Below are 17564 nucleotides of genomic sequence, written 5' to 3' on the forward strand. Positions count from 1 at the left end.
CGGGTACCGGCCGGGGGGATGTGTGGGGGAGCGCTGAGGGGTCGCTCAGGCGTCGGCGCCGGGGGTCTCCGCGGCCTGCGCGGAGGAGCGGGCGCGCGCGGCGGCCTCGGCCGCGGGGGACCCGGGACGGCGCTGCTCGGTCCAGCCCTCGGTGTTGCGCTGCGGGGCCACGGTCAGGGCCAGGGCCCCCGCGGGGACGTCCTTGCGCACCACCGCGCCGGCGCCCGTGTAGGCGCCGTCGCCGACCGTCACCGGGGCGATGAACACGGTGTTGGAGCTCGTGCGCACGTGGTCGCCGATGACCGTGCGGTGCTTGGCGACGCCGTCGTAGTTGGCCGTGATGTTGCCGCAGCCGATGTTGGTGTACTCGCCGATCTCCGCGTCCCCGGCGTAGCCGAGGTGGGAGAGCTTGGAGCCGCGGCCGATCACCGCGTTCTTCGTCTCGTAGAAGGCGCCGATCTTGCCCTGCTCCCCCAGCACCGTGCCGGGGCGGAGGTAGGTGAAGGGCCCGACGGCGGCCCCGGCGCCGATCACGGCCCCCGTCGCCTGGGTGCGGGTCACCGTGGCGCCGGAGCCCACCGTGGTGTCCACGAGGGTCGTGTCCGGACCGACGACGGCGTCCTCCGCGACGTGGGTGGCGCCCTGCAGGTGGGTGTTCGGCAGGATCGTGGTGTCCGGCTCGAGGGTGACGGTGGCGTCGATCCAGGTGGTGGCCGGGTCCTGCACCGTGGTGCCGGCCCGCATGTGGGCCTCCACGGTGCGGCGGTTCATCTCGGCGCCCAGCGCGGCGAGCTGGACGCGGTCGTTGGCGCCCTCGACCTGCCACTGGTCGCGCGTGCTCACGGCCGCCACGCGTCCGCCGGCGGCGCGCGCCAGGGACAGCACGTCCGTGAGGTACATCTCGCCCTGCGCGTTGTCCGTGGTGACCTTCTCCAGGGCCTGCACCAGCACGGCGCCGTCGAAGGCGTAGATGCCGGAGTTGACCTCGTTGACGGCGCGCTCGGCCTCGGTGGCGTCCTTGTGCTCCACGATCCCGGCCACGGAACCGTCCTCGTCCCTCAGGATGCGGCCGTAGCCGGTGGGGTCCTCGAGCAGGGCGGTGAGCACGGTGACGGCGTTGCCCTCGGCCTCGTGGGTGGAGACGAGCTCCCGCAGCAGCTCCGTGGTCAGCAGCGGCACGTCGCCGTAGGTCACCACCACGGTGCCCTCCACCGGGAGGCCGGCCGACTGCAGGGCCTCGAGCCCGCACTGGACGGCGCGGCCGGTGCCGGGGACCTCGTCCTGGTCGGCCACGTGCAGGGAGGTGCCGAGCTCCTCGGCGAGGGAGGCGATGTGCCCGGCCACGAGGTCGCGCTGGTGGCGCACCACCGCGACGAGCTCCCGGGGGGCCAGTCCGGCCGCGGCGGCGAGCGCGTGGCCGATCATGGAGCGTCCGCCGATGCGGTGCAGGATCTTGGGGGTCTTCGACTTCATCCGGGTGCCCGCACCGGCCGCGAGGACGATGACGGCGGACGGCTGGGCGGTGGCCACGGTGGACTCGGTCAAGGAAGTACGCTCCTGCATCGGTCGTTCAAGGCGGGGACGGGGCGGGAGGACCGCCGCCGGTCAGTCTAGACCGTCCCGGGTGCGGGCTCCGAACCCGGGTCCGGCCTGCGGGGCCACACCCGGACCACCTGGTCGCCCACCCCAGAGCCTCCGGAACCAGGCCTGCGACGGCACCACACCACTCACCCCGGACGCCGATCCCCGGCACGGGCACCCGACGCACGCTCGTGGGGCACGTGGGTGGCGAGCCACGTCACCCTGGTGGTACTCGATCACCACGTGGTCCGCGGGGGTTCCGCGTACTCCGTCCGTGTTCCCACCTACCGTGTGCTCGTGAGCGTTGCACCCGTCCAGCCAAAGATGTCCGAGCCCTTCGGCCACGTGATGGCCCCGACCCGTGGATCCGCACTGCGTCGCGCAGCGCGGCGAGGCCTGGCGGTCGCACTCCTGGCCGGCTCCCTGCTCGTCCTGCCCTTCGGTCTCACCCCCCTGGTCTCGGCCGCCGGCCCGTGCGGACCGGCGGCGGCGCGGAGCCACTGCGGGGACGCTGGGGACGGTACCCCCTGAACCACTCTCCGGACACCTGCCCCTCGGACCGCGGTCCGGGCCACGGACGGTCCACGTAGTCCTCCCTCGCCGGCACGCGCGCCGGCACGCGCGGGACAGGGCCGCCTACTCAACCGCCTCCCGACTTCCTGTCCGGGTCCCGCCCACCCATTGTTGGCCGCAGGGCGGGGACCTACCGTGAACCCGACGATCCAGCAGCGCCATCCCCGGCGCGGTGCTCGGCCACATCGTCCCCGGCGCCGCGGCCGGCGTCGCCATCCGCTGCCGCTCCCCGGCGACCGGACCAGGAGGACACCATGACCGGAAACCACCCGCGGGTCGACCTCGCGGGGATCACCGTCGACCTGATGGACCAGGACGAGGCCATCCGCACCATCACGGCCCGGGCCGCGCAGCCGGCCGCGGCGGACCGCCGTGCCTGGGACACCGGGACCGAACCGCCCCTGGCCGTCGTCACGGCGACCCTGGACCACGTCGTGCGGTTCGGCACCCGGGGACCCTGGCGCCGGACGCTCGGCGAGTCCCGACCGCCCCTCGGCCGTGACGCGTGCGATCGGCCGGTGCGGCTGGACTGGCTCACGCTGCCGGCCGGAGCGCCCCTCGTCACCGCCTCACGCCACATGACCGGCAATGACTGGCCGCGACTGGCAGGCGGTGACCTGATCGGTCCGCTGCTGGATGCCGCGGAGCGGGACGGGATCTCGGTCGGGTTCCTGGGCGGCTCCTACCTCGTCCAGCGGTTGCTGTCGCGGCAGCTCGTGCGCGGGCGACCGGGGCTGGCCGTGGCCGGGATGTGGTCCCCGGACCACAGCGAGCTGACGGACGAGGAGGCCTCACTGCGCCTGGCGCAGGCGATCGCCGATGCCGGGGTGCAACTGCTCGTCGTGGGGCTGGGCAGGCCGCTCCAGGAACTCTGGATCGATCGCTACGGCCCGTCCACGGGCGCGAACGTCCTCCTGGCCTTCGGGGGCGCGGTCATCGACCTCCTGGCGGGCGCGGCCAGGCGAGCGCCCCGACGGGTGGCCGACCATGGTCTGGAATGGGCCTGGCGACTGGCCGCTGGGCCGACGCGCCTGGCGAGGCGGTACCTGGTCGATGACCCGCGGGGCCAGTGGCCGCTGCGCCGGGACAGCAGGGTCCTCGAGGACGCCCCGCGGGACCGTCCGGGCCGGGAGGGCTTCGCCGACCGACCGGCGGCCACGGCCTCCGATACGGCCGACCGTCCGGACGCGACGCACGGGAGCGGGGCCTTCGTCCCGCTCGGCCGCACGGCCGATGTCGCCGTCCTGGCCGTGACCCGCGATGACCAGGACGACATCGAGCGATTCGTGGCAGCCCTCCGGCGCGAGGCACACGACGTGCGGTTGCGCCTCGTGGTGGCCGACAACGACTCCACCGACCACACCCTCGAACTGCTCCGGGCCCACCCGGACATCACCGTGGTGACCACCGGGGGCAACCTGGGGCGGGCCGCCGGCATCAACGTGGCCCGTCGGCACCGGGGCGAGGCCGAGGCCGTCCTGGTGCTACACCCCGGCCTGGAGGTCCGTCCCGGTGCGGTCCGCCACCTCCTGTCCGAGATCCGTTCGGGGCGGGCCGACCTCGTCGTCCCCCGGCTCGTGGACCACGAGGGGACGACCCAGCACTCCCTCCACCGGGAACCCAGCGTGGCGCGCGTGTTCGGGGATGCCCTTCCCGCCGCGCTCCGGACACGGCTCCCAGCGGTCCTGACCGGGACGCTCACCGCACCCGAGGGCTACCAGTTCGGCCACGAGGTGGAATGGGCCACCGGGGCAGCCGTCATGGTACGGGCCGACCTCGACCGGCGTCTGGGCGAGTGGGACGAGAGGTTCTTCCCCTCCGGCGAGGACACGGACTACTTCCGTCGGGCCAGGGCCTCCGGTGCCGTCGTTCGCTACGCGCCCGGCGCGGTGATGGCCCGCTGCGAGGCGCCCGGTCCCCCGGAACCCCCCGCCCTGGCGGCCGTCAATCGCGTCCGCTACATGCGCAAGCACCACTCCGAGACGGTCACCACCGTCTACCGGGTCGGTCTGGCGCTGCGGGAGCTGCTGCGCCTGCACGTCCCGGAGCGGCGGGGCGTCCTGGCCGCCGTCGCCGACGAGGGACGGTGGCAGGGCCTTCCCGGCCCCACCGCGTCCCGCCACCCGGCCACCGTCCTGTCCGGCTTCCCGCGGGGTGCGGTCATCATCCCCGCGCGCAACGCGGCCGACGTCATCCTGCGGACGCTCTCCGCCCTGGATCCGGTGCTGCGGACGGGCCGGGTGGAGGTGATCGTGGCATGCAACGGCTGTACCGACGACACGGCGATCCTGGCTGCCTCCGTGCCGGGGGTGCAGGTGATCGACTGCCCAGTGGCGTCAACGGCGGCCGCCATGAACGCGGGTGATGCCGTGGCCACGCGCTGGCCCCGCGTCTACCTCGCGGCGGACGTCGAGATCACCCCGACGACGCTGCGCCGCGTCCTCGAGCAACTCCGCTCCCCGGTCCTGGCCGCCCGTCCGGCCTACCGCTACGACGACGTGGGCGCCAGCTGGCCGGTGCGCGCATACTACAGGGCCAGGTGTCGGCTGCCCAGGACGGAGCGGGCGCTGTCGGGAGCGGGCGTCTTCGGCCTCACCGAAGCGGGGCACGCCCGCCTGGGCACGTTCCCGGAGGTCACGGCCCTCGACGTGTTCGTGGATCGCTCCTTCGCCCAGGAGGAGAAGATGACCGTGCCGGCCCCGCCGGTGGCTGTCCGCACGCCCCACGACGTGCGGTCCCTGCTGGCGGTCCTGCGCCATGATCTCCGAGCGACGCTCAGCCTCCCCGGCGCTGCGGTCAGGGGGGCCGGGGACGAGGCCTCGGGGACCTGTCGTCCGGACGTCCCGGCGAGCACGGCAGGCTCCACGTTCTGGGAGTTCGTCCGTGCCGTCCGCGGACCCAGGAGCGCGGTGGACGCCCTGTCGTCCGGCCCACTGGCCGCCGCTCCCCGGCTCGGCCGTCGAGTCCGCCTCCGGGTGGGACCCGTGGTCGGCCCCGGGGCCATCGCGTGGGAGTGGGACGCCCCCCGGAGGCGGCCGGCCCGGCGGCCCGGGGACCCCGCAGTGGAGGCCCCGCAGGACCGCCCGGGTCCCTGACGCGCCGGTGAGTCCGGTGCGCCCACGCCTCGCCGGCGCGTGGTCCGCTGGACTCCGAGTGCGACCCGGGCAACCAGCCCGATGGGCCTCAGGCCATGACCTCGCCCCGGGCCCAGCGCTCCCGCGCCACCGCCGACCCGAACTCCCGCACCGCGTAGTAGCGGGCGTCGACGACCACCGTCCGCGCGCGTGAGCGGACCTCACTGCCGTGGACGCGGCGGTCCAGGGCGGTATCCACGTAGGCGGCTGCGAGCTGCTCGGCAGCCCGGTCCAGGCCGTAGCGGCGCTGCACCAGTTCCCGTCCGAGGTCTCCCAGACGGCGGCGCAGGGATTCCGAGCCGGCCAGTGCCTCCAGGGCGCCGGCCAGGTCCCGCACTCCCGCGCCCTGGCGGCCGAACCAACCACGCGTGACGAACCCGGCCACGCTGTCCTCGTCCACCAGCCTCCAGAAGCCCCCCTCTCCGTGCACCACGAGCGGCTTGGCGTGGGCCAGCCCCCTGAGGGCCGAGGAGCCCATGCCGATGACGATGTCCGCCGCCTCGTAGATCGACGCGGAGTCCGGCGGCACGTCCACCGGCTGCACCACGGTCCACCCATGGTGTGCGTTGACGGCGGCGGCGCGTCGCTCCACCGTCCCCCGGCCCTCTCCGTCACCGGCGATCAGCAGCCGGACCGGGCGGGTGGCCGCCATCCGGTCTGCCACCCGGATGGCCTCCAGCACCGCCTGCAGCCGCTCCAGTTCCGGCGTCAGTCCGGCCACGACCACGATGGCCAGGGCACCTCCCGGCACCTCCCACCGCTTGCGCGCCGCGGCCGTGCCGACATATCCGCCCGGCCGGTGCAGCTCCAGGTCCACGGGCGGCTCCACCAGGTGGGTCCGGTGGCCCCGCGCGGTCATGCGGCGGTGCAGCTCTGGGGTCCCGACGACGACCGGCAGGCGCGGGGGCACGAGGGAAGGCACGTCCGTGGGGCTGAGCGACACGAGTGCGGGCAGGTTCCCGAAGCAGCCGAGGGTCGTCCTGAGGCCCGGCTGCCATCCGTAGACATGCAGCATGTCCGGCCGCACCTCGCGCACCACGCGTGCCAACCGCCGGGACCAGGACGGTCGCGGGTCATCCGGAGCCGGGGCCGCCACCCAGTCCAGGCCGGCGTCCCGCGCGACCTCGGCCAGCGCTCCCGGCGGGGCATAGACCACGGGACGATGGCCATACCCCCGCATCGCGCAGGCGAGGTCTACGGCGCTGGCCCGGCCACCACCGCCCCCTCCGGGCGGACGGGGACAGACGAGGACCTTCATGGCGGGACTCCTTCCATGTCACGTCACCGTCTAGGAGCCGTGGGGATCCGGGCGGCGACGCGGTGCCTCGGCCGCCGCCAGCAGGCTCGCGCAGACCCGCACGTGCTCCTCCGCCGTCATGGTGTGGAACACCGGCAGGACGATCGTGCTTCCGGCCAGTCGCTCGGTCACCGGCAGGGGCCGGACGCGGCCGGAGTGACCGGCGTAGGCGTCCTGGAGATGGACGGCCATGATGCCGCGCCGCGCGGAGATGCCGTCCGCCGAGAGCCACTCGAGGAGCTCCTCACGGTCCAGGGGGAACTCGGGCAGCACCTCCACCCAGCAGGACTGGACGTTCGACGTGCCGTACTGGGGATCCCGGACCAGGCGCAGTCCCGCGACCGAGGCGAACACGTCCCGGTAGTCGGCCGCGAGCGCCCGACGTCGCCGGACCATCTCGGGCAGCTTGCCGAGCTGGACCAGGCCGACCGCGGCCTGCAGGTCGGTCATGCGGTAGCTGAACCCGATCTCCGGATACCGCTCGCGAGGCGGCAGGGCCTGGGCGAGCGGCTCCGGGGAGGAGGGATCCATCGAGTGCTCCCGCAGGCGCCGCGCCCGGGCCGCCCACCCCGGGTTGTCGGTCGTGAGCATGCCGCCCTCACCGGTCGTCAGGACGGCGCGCGCATCGAAGGACCAGGCCGTGATGTCCGCGCCGGCGCCCACCGGTCGGCCCCGGTACGTTGATCCCGCACTGCCGGCCGCGTCCTCGACGAGGGCGAGGGAATGCCGGTCGCACAACTCGCGCAGGGGAGCCAGGTCCACCGGCAGGCCGCCCTGGTCCACGGCGACGATGGCCGTGGTCCGCGGCGTGATGACCTCGTCCACCGTGGCAGCCGTGACGGTACCGGTCTCGAGGTCGACATCGGCGAACACCGGCCGCGCACCCACGTAGGTCACGGCATTCGAGGTCGCCACGAACGACAACGAGGGGACGATCACGTCATCGCCGGGCTGCACCCCGGCGACGAGTAGTGCAACGTGGAGTGCCGCCGTCCCGGAGGACATGGCCACCCCGAGCGACACGCCCTGCGCCGCGGCGAAGGCCCGTTCGAACTCCGCGGTCCGCGGTCCCTGTGCCATCCACCCGGAGTCCATGACCCTGATGACGGCGTCGGTCTCCCCGCGACCGAGCCAGGGCCTCATGACGCTGATCCGGTCGCTCACGTCGAGACCGACGTTCTCGCCCCCGGGGCGGCAGGCCCGGGATCTACGGAGGGGGGTGGGGCGGCAGGGACAGAGGTGTCGATGGCGAGACTCATCAGGATGCTCCCTCGGGACGGATCATGACGCGGACGGTGCGCCACATGATCGAGAGATCGCCCAGGACGGACCAGTCCTCGGCGTGACGGGGATCGGGCCGCACGTTCTCGGCCCACTCGAGGCCGGACCGACGGCTGACCTGCCATGGGCCCGTCATCCCGGGCGTGATGTCGAGCCGGTGGCGCTCCGGGCCGGCGGAGGTGGTGACCTCCAGCGGCATCGAGGGCGGCGGTCCCACGATGGACATGTCCCCGCGCAGCACGTTCCAGAACTGGGGCACATCGTCCAGGGAGTGCCGGCGCAGCACCCGCCCGACCCGGGTGACCCGCGGGTCCTGGCGGGGCGTGGACAGGGACCCCTCCACCTCGCCGGTGGCCTGCGGCGTCGCCCGCTCCTCCCCGGTGGCCACCAGGGTGCGGAACTTGTACATCCGGAAGGGCCTGCCCTGGCGGCCAGTGCGCGTCTGGGCGAGGATCACCCCGCCCGGGGAGTCCCGCCGGACCAGCACGGCGATCACGGCGAACAGCGGCAGCATCACCAGCAGGGCCAGGGAGGCGATGACCACGTCCATGGCCCTCTTGACCACGTGCCGGGCCCCCTCGGAGGCCGACTGGCCCACGTGCACCAGGGGCAGGCCCCCCACCGTCCGGACACGGCTCGGCGGTCCCGGGACACCGGTCACCAGGGGCGCGAGGATGATCGCGACCCCGGTGGGTCCCACGGCCCGCGTGAGCTCGCGGACGACCCGGCTGTCGCCGCACGGCGGGCCGGTGATGACCAGGGCTTCCGCCCGGAGGTCCCGGACGGCCCCCTCGGCCTCCTCGAGGCCCACGTAGCATGCCGCGCGGTGGACCTCTCCCCAGTCCTGGACGGCGTCGTCGAGGGTGACCTCTCCGTCGAGGACGACACCCACCACCCTGTAGGCGCCTGCGGCCTCCCGCTCCACGAGGCGCACCACGGACCGCACGTCCGCAGGCGGGCCCACGACCACGACGTCCGAGAGGTCGTGGCCCTGCCGCCGACGTCTTCGCAGCCAGGACCGCCAGGACCATCTCCCGGCCAGGAGCCCGGCCAGCCCTAGGGGGAACAGGAGGACCAGCAGGGCACGGACACCGGTCCCGGGTCCCAGCACGCCCACGACGGCGACCATGCCTGCCGCCGCGGCGGTCCCGACGAGCACCCGCCGGTACTCGACGGTCCCGATGCCGACCTCCCACGGCGACCGGGTGCCGGACAGCTGGAGCATGGTGGCCCACAGCAGCGTGACGATGGCGACCATCCCCGGTGAGGGTGCCCCGCCTGCCGGCCCGGTGACCGAGTACAGCGGCCCTACCAGGCCGGCAGCGGCCACGACGACCGCCAGGTCCGTGACCAGGACCCGGCGGACGTAGCTCCGCTGCCAGTCGACGGCACGGAGGCCAGTGCCCACCAGCCCGCGGGGGGACAGGGCGAGGGACGAGGATGCATCGGGCCCTCCGGACGCCTGCTGGTCCCTCCCCGACCGGGGCGGCGTGGCCGACACCGGGAGACAGGAGGGGTGCCGGGCGGAGATGAGGGCCATGGGTGAACTCCCGCCGGGTGAGAGGGGTCCGGGCCGGCCCGCGGCTGGCTCCTGCGGACCCCCGGTGGTTGCCGCGGGCAACCTTGGTTGACACCCCGAGCGTAGGTTTCCACCTCGTCCTCCACACCCGTAGGCCGATACTCGATTGCCCCGTGGTCTCCACGTAGGGCGTGTCCCGCCGCTCCCTAGCTCCACCCGCGAGCCATCGGGGCCGCGGTCCCTCCGTGCGACTCCCGGCCTCCACGCGGACGGGGCCGGCCCCGGGTCGCCCAGAGGACCCGCACGGGACACGACGACGGCGTGGCCGGCGCCCGCACGGGAGCGGCGGCCACGCCGTCGGTCGTGCCCGGGCTAGGCGGGCAGGTCCCGCAGCTCGGAGCGGTCGGAGATGCCCAGCTTGGTGAACACCCGGTACAGGTGGCCCTCCACGGTGCGCTGCGAGACGAACAACCTCTCGGCCACCTCCGCGTTGCTCAGCCCGGCCGCCGCGAGGTCCACGATCTCCTGCTCGCGGGCCGTGAGCTCGCCCAGGGCCAGGGCCCCGGCCACGTACGGCGGGAACCACAGTCCGCTCCTGACCTGCAGCCGCTTCAGGTGGCGCAGGGCCTCGCCGCGGCGGCGCAGGTCTCCGCCGGCGTGGTGGAGGAGCACGAGCCGGGACCACGCCACGGCGGCCGGCAGGACCTCCCCGGCCACGGCCATCTCCTCGGCGGCCGCGGCCAGCCCCCGTGGGTCCTCCGCGAGCGCCGGGTCGAGGACCCGCACCAGGGCCTCGGACCGGGGACCGTCCATCCCCGCGCAGGTCCGGTGCAGCCGGGCCATGACCCCGTCGTCCTCGGCCTGGGGCGCCCGCAGCAGCAGCAGGGTGTACAGGATCTCCCGCCGCACCACGGGATCCTGTTCCAGGCGCGGGTCGTCGAGGATCCGGCGCCATAGCGGCTGGTGGTCGTCGGCGTACTCCCGGGTCCGGTCCTGGGCCAGGCTGAACAGGGCCAGGGCCAGCAGCCAGCGTCCCCGGGAGCCCTGCTGGGCTCGGCGTGCCCGTTCCTCCACGCGGAGGTCCTGCGGTACCGGGGACAGGGCGGCCCGGTGGGGGGCCAGCGCCGCCTCGGCCAGCAGGAGCAGCTGGGCCGGGTCGTGGTGGCGGAGCTCCACGACCGCGTCCCGGAGCCGGGCCACGGTCGAGGTGCTGCCGCCGTGCGAGGAGTCGACCAGAGCGCGCAGGGCCAGCACGGTGCCGGAGCGCTGGTACCAGTGGCGGGGCGCGAGCCGTTCCTGCTCGTCCAGGACCCGGCGGGCCTCCTCCAGGTGCCCGGCCGTCGTGTGGCTCAGGACCAGGTGGACGAGCGCGTAGTTCCCGAACCGCGCCGAGAAGGCGGGGGTGCTGGTGGCCAGCCCGTACGCCCTCCGGGCGGCCTCGATCGCCTCGGCGCTCCGGCCGGCGAGGCCCAGCAGGTCGGACTCCAGCACGAGCAGGATCGCCCGGGTGCCGTCCTCCGTGGCGGGGTCCTCGACCAGCGCGCGCGCCCGCTCGAGCAGCTCCTCGCGGCGGTCGTCCACGTCCTCCTCGCCCAGCAGCTCCACCAGCCCGGCGAGGGGCGCGGGCAGTCCGGGATCGGCCCCGCCCCGGGCGCGGACCCCGGCGACCGCGGGCGGCAGTGCCGCCCACGCGTGCGGTGCCTGGCCGGTGCGTACGCGGTCCATCGCGAGCAGGGAGTAGGCCTCGATCCGGTAGGCGGGGTCGGGCGCCCGCGCCGCCAGCTCCTCGAGCTCGGCCCGGGCCGTCCAGGTGCGTCCGGAGACGAGCATCAGCTCGGCCACCAGGAGCGCCGCGCGCGGGTCCCGGCTCCCGGCCAGTGCCGGGGCCAGGGCCCGGGCGGTCGGCCAGTCCTTCGCCCCCAGGGCCCGGTAGCCGGCCCCGACGACGGCCTCCTCCGGCACCTCCCGGCCGCACTCCAGGGCCCACAGGACCGACCGCGCGGTGGGCGGCTGCCCGTCGTCCCCGCCGGCGGACTCCCACCGGGCGTACAGGTCTGCGCTGCGGCCCGGCGGCACGCACGTGCGGAGCACCTCCGCGTGCAGGGCCGCGGACAGTTCCACGCGGTCGGCCCCCGTGCCCCGCACGAGTCCGGCCTCCAGCAGGTCCGGGACGTGGTCGCCGGCCACCGCGCGCAGCCGGGCGCGGGGCATCGGCCCGGCCAGGGCCAGCAGCTCGAGGGTCTCCCGCTCGCCCGGCAGCAGGGAGGCGTGCATCGACTCCACGGTGTCCACGAGCCGCACGTCCGGCTCCGGCGCGGCGCGCAGCAGGATCCAGGGGGTGGGGTGGCCGGGCATCGCCGGCCCGTCCGGGGCCGGGACCAGCACCCCCTGCTCCCGGGCGGACTCGAGGAAGGCGGCGGTGAGGCGCGGGTTGCCCCCCGTCATGCCGTGGATGGTGCGGACGGTCCCCTCGGTCAGGGGGGCGCCGACCGCCCGCTCGCACTGGCGCCGCACCCGCTCCGGGCAGGCCGGCTCCATGCGCACCGTGGCCAGGAGCCCCGTGTCCGCCAGCGCGGCGATGCCCGACTCCCGGCCCAGCGATCCCGTCCCGATGGCCACCAGGGTGGCCGCGCGGTTCTGCACCAGCTGGGCGAGCACGAAGGCGCTCGCGGCGTCGAGGTACTGCACGTCCACCACCACGATCACGGGCGAGGTGTCCAGCAACTGCAGCGCCCGCAGGACTGCCACGGGCGAGTCCAGGTCGTCCAGCCCGGTCAGCAGCGGCACCAGCGCCCCGTACGGCACCTCGCGCAGCGACTGGCTGCACTGCACCGTGAGCACCCGGTCGGACAACTCCGCCAGGTCCAGGGCGGCCCGGACGAGGGAGGACTTCCCCGTCCCGGGACCGCCGAGGACCACGGCGCCGGCCTCCCGGCCCCCGCGGAGCACGTCCAGCAGCGACTTCAGCTCGGGGCTGTCCGCGGGGACCGCGCTGCGCGGTCCCCGCAGCCCCGTCGTCGCCTGCCTCATCGGCCGGCCCCGAGATGCACCTGCGCCCGGGCCAGCCGGGCCAGGTCGGCCCGCCCGCGCACCTGCAGCTTCGCGTAGATCTGGTACAGGTGGCCCTCCACCGTCCGGATGGAGATGCCGGTGATCCGCGCGATCACGGCGTTCGTCCGCCCCTCGACCACGAGCCGGGCGACCTCCCGCTCGCGCCGCGTGAGCTCGGCCATCCAGGCCGGGTCGGCGTCGGCCTGGTCCTCGGCGCCCCCCGCGGGACGCCGGGAGGGCGCCGCCTCGGCGATGCGCCGCAGCGCCTGGGGCGGGAGGGCGCGCAGCAGCGGCGTCGCAGCCCACTCCAGGTGCGCGGCGAAACCGGCCGCGGCCAGGCCCTCGAGGGCCTGGACGCGCAGTTCCTCGTCATCCTCCAGGACCCAGCGGGCCAGCAGCAGGTGCGGGGCCGAGGTGGTGGTCTGGGTGCACGCCGCGGCCTCGGCCAGCCGCGCGGCCACCCGGAACTCGCCCAGCTGGAAGACGCTGGCCAACGCGGTGAACTCGACCGCGTAGAGCCCCGCCTCCGCCGCCCGGTCCGCCAGGGCCAGGACCCGCGCGGTGCCCGCCTCCGGGGAGTGGGTCCGCGCCGTGGACCAGGCCAGCATCAGCTCGGCGAGCCAGCCCAGGCGGCCCAGCGGCTGGTCCGCGGGCTGCCCCGACTGGCCGTCCATGAGCGCCTCCAGCAGCGTGGAGTCCCGGACGTCCTCGCCGTCGCTGCAGAACACCGTGATCGCGCGCGCCACCTGCAGCTCGTGGGGATTGCCCCCGGCCTCGAGCTGGGCCGCCAGGCGTGCGGCCCGGTGGTGGGCCTGCTCCCGCTCGCCCGTCACGGCGTCGAGGACCGCGAGCACGAGCTCGGCGTACTGGGCGGCCAGGGGGTGTCCGTGACGGCCGTCCAGGACGGCCTCGGCCACCTCGCGGCAGCGCTCGATCCGTCCGCAGGCGAGCAGCACGTTCAGCACCGACTGGGCGAGCACGGCGCGGTCCGAGGCGCCGAGCACGTCGTCGATGATGCCGTCGGCCTCGAAGCGGCCGAGCTCGGCATCGAGCCGGTCCAGCAGGCGCAGGGCACCGTCCTGGTCGTCGGCCAGGGCGAGGGCCTCCGCCCGCAGGGCCTGGGCCCGGCAGCGCACCGCCTCGCCCGTGAGGCCCGAGCTGGCGGGCGACAGGAGGCCGGGCAGGTGCTCCGCGGGGACCAGGTCCAGCCGCGCGTGGGCCTCGCGGACGTCCCCGCGGGCGACGGCCACGCTGGCCGCCACCACGCTCAGCGCGGCGGACGAGCCCTGCGGGAACCGGCGCACGACGGCCTCGGCCCCGTCCAGGTCGCCCGCCGCCACCCGGGCGCGGGCCTCGGCCCAGGCCACGTACAGGCCGGCGGGCGGCCCGGGGACCCCGGCCGGGACCGTGCCGGGGGCGGGCCAGTCGGTCTCGGCGAACAGGGACACGGCGCCCCGGACGTCGCCGAGCAGCATCAGCTCGTCGGCGGCCCGCAGGACGCTGAGGAAGCCCGGGTCCAGGGCCTCGAGCGTGACGGCCAGTTCCCGGCGCCGGTCCGGCTCGATGGCCGCGAGGGTCTCGGCGGCCTGCACCGGGGTGAGGGAGGCGATCCGCCCGGAGTGGTCGTTGCGCAGCTCGAGGGCGCCCCCGGCGTGCAGGGCGTCCAGCTCGTGGGCGAAGCCGTCGTGGATCAGCTCGCTGACCTTGCGGGGACCGCAGACGGCGAGCGCCTCCAGCAGCGCGCGCTGGCGCTGCGGCAGGTGGCGCAGGGACGTCATGGGCATGCCGGCGGCGCCCGTCCGGGGCAGCGGGCCGGAGCCCAGGATCCAGCAGGACCCGGACCGGCGCAGCTTGCCCTCGGCGACGCAGTCGCGCGCGAGCCGGCGCAGGCGGCTCGCGGAACCGCCGGCGTGCCGCCACAGGACCGTCAGGGCGAACCGCGAGACGGGCCCGTCCAGCACCTCCTCGAGCAGGCCCTCCGCGGCGGCCGGCGTGAGCGGCCCGACGGTGATGCCCTCCAGGACGCCGGCGCGCAGCAGGGCGGCCAGGTCCACGGGGACGTCCGAGAGGCGGTCGCAGTGCACGACCAGGGTGATGCGGCCCAGCTGCGCGAGCTGGGACAGCACCGTGAGGGTGCCCGCGTCGATCTGGTGGGCCTGGGACACGATGACCACGGCCGGCGGCTGGCCGGCCGGGCGGACGTAGTCGGAGAGCGTGCGGATCATGCCGTGCAGGGAGGACGGCGGGGCCTGGTCGAGTCCGGAGAGGAGGATGGACAGGGCCGCGTAGGGCGTGGCCACGGCGAACGCGCTGCCGTGCAGGCGGAAGACGGTCCGCTCCGGCGGCAGCGCGGCGATGGCCGCCTCGATGGTCTCCCGCCGGTCGCCGGCCTCGCCGGAGAGGATGGCCCCTCCGGGACGGTCGGCGGACAGGATCCGGCCGAGGGCCGTGGTGGCCTCGTGGGGGGACTCCATCCAGCGGCCGTCCCGGCCGGAGCCCAGCCAGGCCAGGGCCGGTCGCGCGGGATGGCGACGGGCGGCCGGCCGGGGGGTGTCCGGTGGTTCGGGGGGCGTCGGCCGGCCCGGGGCAGCCGCGGCCGCGGGCCGGGCGCCCGGCGGGGAGGCCGGGGAGGGTGTCCTGGGACTGGTGGTGGTCGGTGGGGCCGCCCGGGGGATGGGAGCGGCGTGGGTCGGATGAGACGGATGCATACCGGCGTGCCCTCGATTCTGCTGCGGACCTCCGGAAGGGGGGACTTCCGGACATGCTCGCGGGGATGCGAGACGACCCTGGCAGGTGGCCCTGATCTCGCGATCCTATGGAATCGGCCACACCGGGCGGAAGGGCGGGCGACATGGAGGGACACCCCGCGGGGCAAATCAACCCGCAGATTTAACCCTTGACGGCACGGGACTGGTGTGCAGTATGGGGCGGAAGGGGCCTAGGGCCCGGTGCGGGCCGGCCACGGGACGCCGACGCGGAGGGCGAGCCCGGGACGGACGCCCGGGCGGGGCCGCGCGGTTCCGCCCATAGGATTCGAACCTATACTGCACGGCTCCAAAGGCCGGCGTGCTGCCGTTACACCAGGGCGGATCGGTCGGCTGCGGACCGGCAGCCCATTCTGCCACAGGCTCATCCCTCGGCGACCTCGCCGGCCTCGAGCCAGGCCAGCTCCGTCTCCTCCCTGCGCTCCAGCAGTTCCTGCAGCGCGGCGTTGGCGCCCGCGAGCTCCTCGTAGTCCCCCGCGGTCGAGAGCCGGGCCATCCTCTCGTGCAGGGCGGCCTCCTCCTCGGCCAGCCGCGCGAGCTGGCGCTCGAGGCGGGCGGCCTCCTTGCGGGCCGCCCGCTTCTCCGCCTCGCTGGGCCCGGCCGGGCCGGCGTCGGGCCCCGCGGCGGACCCGGGGGCGGACCCCGTCCCGGCCGCGGGCGCCGACCGGCCGGCCGCGGGCGCCGACCGGCCGGCCGCGGGCGACCCCGCCGGACCGGTCGCGCCGCCGCCCGCCTGCTCCTGGGCACGGCGCAGCTCCAGGTACTGCTCCACGCCCCCGGGCAGGTCCCGGACCCGGCCGTCGCCGAGCAGGGCGAGCTGGTGGTCGGTGACGCGCTCGAGCAGGTAGCGGTCGTGGCTGACGACCACGAGCGTGCCGGGCCAGCCGTCGAGCATGTCCTCCACGGCGGCCAGGGTGTCCGTGTCGAGGTCGTTGGTGGGCTCGTCCAGCATGAGCACGTTCGGCGAGCCGACCATGAGCCGCAGCAGCTGCAGCCGCCGGCGCTCCCCGCCGGAGAGCTCCGCCACCGGCGTCCACTGCCGGGAGGCGCCGAAGCCCAGCTGCTCGAGCAGCTGGCCACCCGAGACGTCCTTCCCGCCGACCTGGAACGTGTTGCCCTCGCGGGCGATGACCTCGGCGACGCGCAGGTGGGCCACCTCGTCGAGCTCGGTCACGTCCTGGGTGAGGATGGCGGTCTGCACGGTCTTGCCCCGGCGCACGCGCCCGGAGTCGGGCTGCACCTGCCCGTCGAGCAGGCGCATCAGCGTGGACTTGCCGGCCCCGTTGACACCCACGATGCCGACCCGCTCCCCCGGGGCCAGGCGCAGGGTCACGTCGTCGAACAGCACGCGGCGCCCGCCGTCGCCGCCGTCCGTCCCGCCGGGCACCGGCACGGAGTAGGTGACGGACTCCAGGTCCAGCACGTCCTTGCCCAGCCGGGCGGTGGCCATCTTGGCCAGGGACACCGAGTCCCTCGGCTCCGGGACGTCCGCGATGACGGCGTTGGCCGCCTCGATGCGGAACTTCGGCTTCGAGGTCCGCGCCGGGGCGCCGCGGCGCAGCCAGGCCAGTTCCTTCTTGACCAGCTGCTGGCGCTTGCCCTCCATCACGGCCGCCGCGCGGTCGCGCTCGGCCCGGGCGAGCATCCACGCCGCGTAGCCGCCGTCGAAGGGCTCGACCGTGGCGTCGTGCACCTCCCACGTGCGGGTGCACACCTCGTCCAGGAACCAGCGGTCGTGCGTGACCACGAGCAGCCCGCCGTCGGAGGCCCGCCAGCGGTCCTTGAGGTGCCGCGCGAGCCACGCCACGCCCTCCACGTCGAGGTGGTTGGTGGGCTCGTCCAGGAAGACCAGGTCGTCGTCCCCGGCCAGCAGCCGGGCCAGGGCGGTGCGGCGGCGCTGGCCGCCGGAGAGGGTGCCGACCTGCCGGTCCCAGTCGATGCCGGACAGCAGCCCGGACACCACGTCGCGCACCTTCGGGTCCGAGGCCCACACGTGGTCCGGGACGTCGCCCACCACGGCGTGGCCCACCGTGTGCTCCGGGTCCAGGTCGTCGCGCTGGTCCAGCACGCCGAGGGTGACGCCGCCGCGGCGGGTGACCCGGCCGGCGTCGGGGTCCTGCTGTCCGGCGAGGATGCGCATGAGCGTGGACTTGCCGTCGCCGTTGCGGCCGACGAGGCCGATGCGGTCGCCCTCGTCCACGCCCAGGGACACGGAGTCCAGGACGGTGCGGGTGCCGAAGGAGATGCCGATGTTCTCGGCGCCGAGCAGGTGTGCCATGGAGCGGGGGGATCCTCGGGGTCGGTGGGGTTCGGGTGGTGCGGTCCGGGTGGTCCGGTGGTCCGGGTGGTCCGGTGGTCCGGTG

General features: G+C 75.3%; 8 protein-coding genes and 1 tRNA gene. 1 reads left to right on the forward strand and 8 read right to left on the reverse strand.

The features are described from left to right. Positions 1-45: 45 nt before the first annotated feature. Positions 46-1545 (reverse strand): bifunctional UDP-N-acetylglucosamine diphosphorylase/glucosamine-1-phosphate N-acetyltransferase GlmU, encoded by a 1500-nt coding sequence (gene glmU, locus E7744_RS10985; protein ID WP_246858412.1) that lies wholly within the window; start codon positions 1543-1545, stop codon positions 46-48. An 863-nt stretch (positions 1546-2408) separates the two neighbouring features. Between glmU and E7744_RS10990 the strand changes: the two genes are divergently transcribed. Further along, entirely contained in the window at positions 2409-5249 is a 2841-nt protein-coding gene (locus E7744_RS10990; protein WP_137774154.1) for a WecB/TagA/CpsF family glycosyltransferase, read from the forward strand. 88 nt (positions 5250-5337) lie between these two features. Here E7744_RS10990 and E7744_RS10995 read toward each other — a convergent pair whose 3' ends face one another. The 7 genes from E7744_RS10995 to E7744_RS11025 all read right to left on the reverse strand — a co-directional run bounded on the left by E7744_RS10995 (position 5338) and on the right by E7744_RS11025 (position 17479). After that, positions 5338-6444, reverse strand: a complete 1107-nt coding sequence (locus E7744_RS10995; protein WP_168199805.1) for a glycosyltransferase — start codon at positions 6442-6444, stop codon at positions 5338-5340. Positions 6445-6576: 132 nt separating this feature from the next. Next, positions 6577-7728 carry a DegT/DnrJ/EryC1/StrS aminotransferase family protein gene (locus E7744_RS11000; RefSeq protein WP_137774156.1) on the reverse strand — a complete coding sequence of 384 codons (1152 nt, stop codon included), beginning with the start codon at positions 7726-7728 and terminating at the stop codon, positions 6577-6579. A 115-nt stretch (positions 7729-7843) separates the two neighbouring features. Then, positions 7844-9274 (reverse strand): exopolysaccharide biosynthesis polyprenyl glycosylphosphotransferase, encoded by a 1431-nt coding sequence (locus tag E7744_RS11005; protein WP_168199806.1) that lies wholly within the window; start codon positions 9272-9274, stop codon positions 7844-7846. Positions 9275-9757: 483 nt separating this feature from the next. Continuing rightward, positions 9758-12415, reverse strand: a complete 2658-nt coding sequence (locus E7744_RS11010; protein ID WP_137774158.1) for a LuxR C-terminal-related transcriptional regulator — start codon at positions 12413-12415, stop codon at positions 9758-9760. Then, entirely contained in the window at positions 12412-14910 is a 2499-nt protein-coding gene (locus E7744_RS11015) for a LuxR C-terminal-related transcriptional regulator (protein WP_137774159.1), read from the reverse strand. The genes E7744_RS11010 and E7744_RS11015 overlap by 4 nt, the downstream gene beginning before the upstream one ends. A 544-nt stretch (positions 14911-15454) precedes the next feature. Beyond that, positions 15455-15526: transfer RNA gene (locus E7744_RS11020), tRNA-Gln, on the reverse strand. 39 nt (positions 15527-15565) lie between these two features. Continuing rightward, the gene (locus tag E7744_RS11025) at positions 15566-17479 is read right to left on the reverse strand and encodes an ABC-F family ATP-binding cassette domain-containing protein (RefSeq protein WP_137774160.1); all 1914 of its coding nucleotides are present in this window, start codon (positions 17477-17479) and stop codon (positions 15566-15568) included. Positions 17480-17564: the final 85 nt, after the last annotated feature.

Source organism: Citricoccus sp. SGAir0253 (assembly GCF_005877055.1).
Lineage (GTDB): Bacteria > Actinomycetota > Actinomycetes > Actinomycetales > Micrococcaceae > Citricoccus.

Excerpts from the sequence above, each read along its gene's own strand:
- E7744_RS11025 (WP_137774160.1), bottom strand. The coding sequence starts at position 17,479 with ATGGCACACCTGCTCGGCGCCGAGAACATCGGCATCTCCTTCGGCACC.
- E7744_RS11010 (WP_137774158.1), bottom strand. The coding sequence starts at position 12,415 with ATGAGGCAGGCGACGACGGGGCTGCGGGGACCGCGCAGCGCGGTCCCC.
- E7744_RS11000 (WP_137774156.1), bottom strand. The coding sequence starts at position 7,728 with ATGAGGCCCTGGCTCGGTCGCGGGGAGACCGACGCCGTCATCAGGGTC.
- E7744_RS11015 (WP_137774159.1), bottom strand. The coding sequence starts at position 14,910 with ATGGAGTCCCCCCACGAGGCCACCACGGCCCTCGGCCGGATCCTGTCC.
- E7744_RS10990 (WP_137774154.1), top strand. The coding sequence starts at position 2,409 with ATGACCGGAAACCACCCGCGGGTCGACCTCGCGGGGATCACCGTCGAC.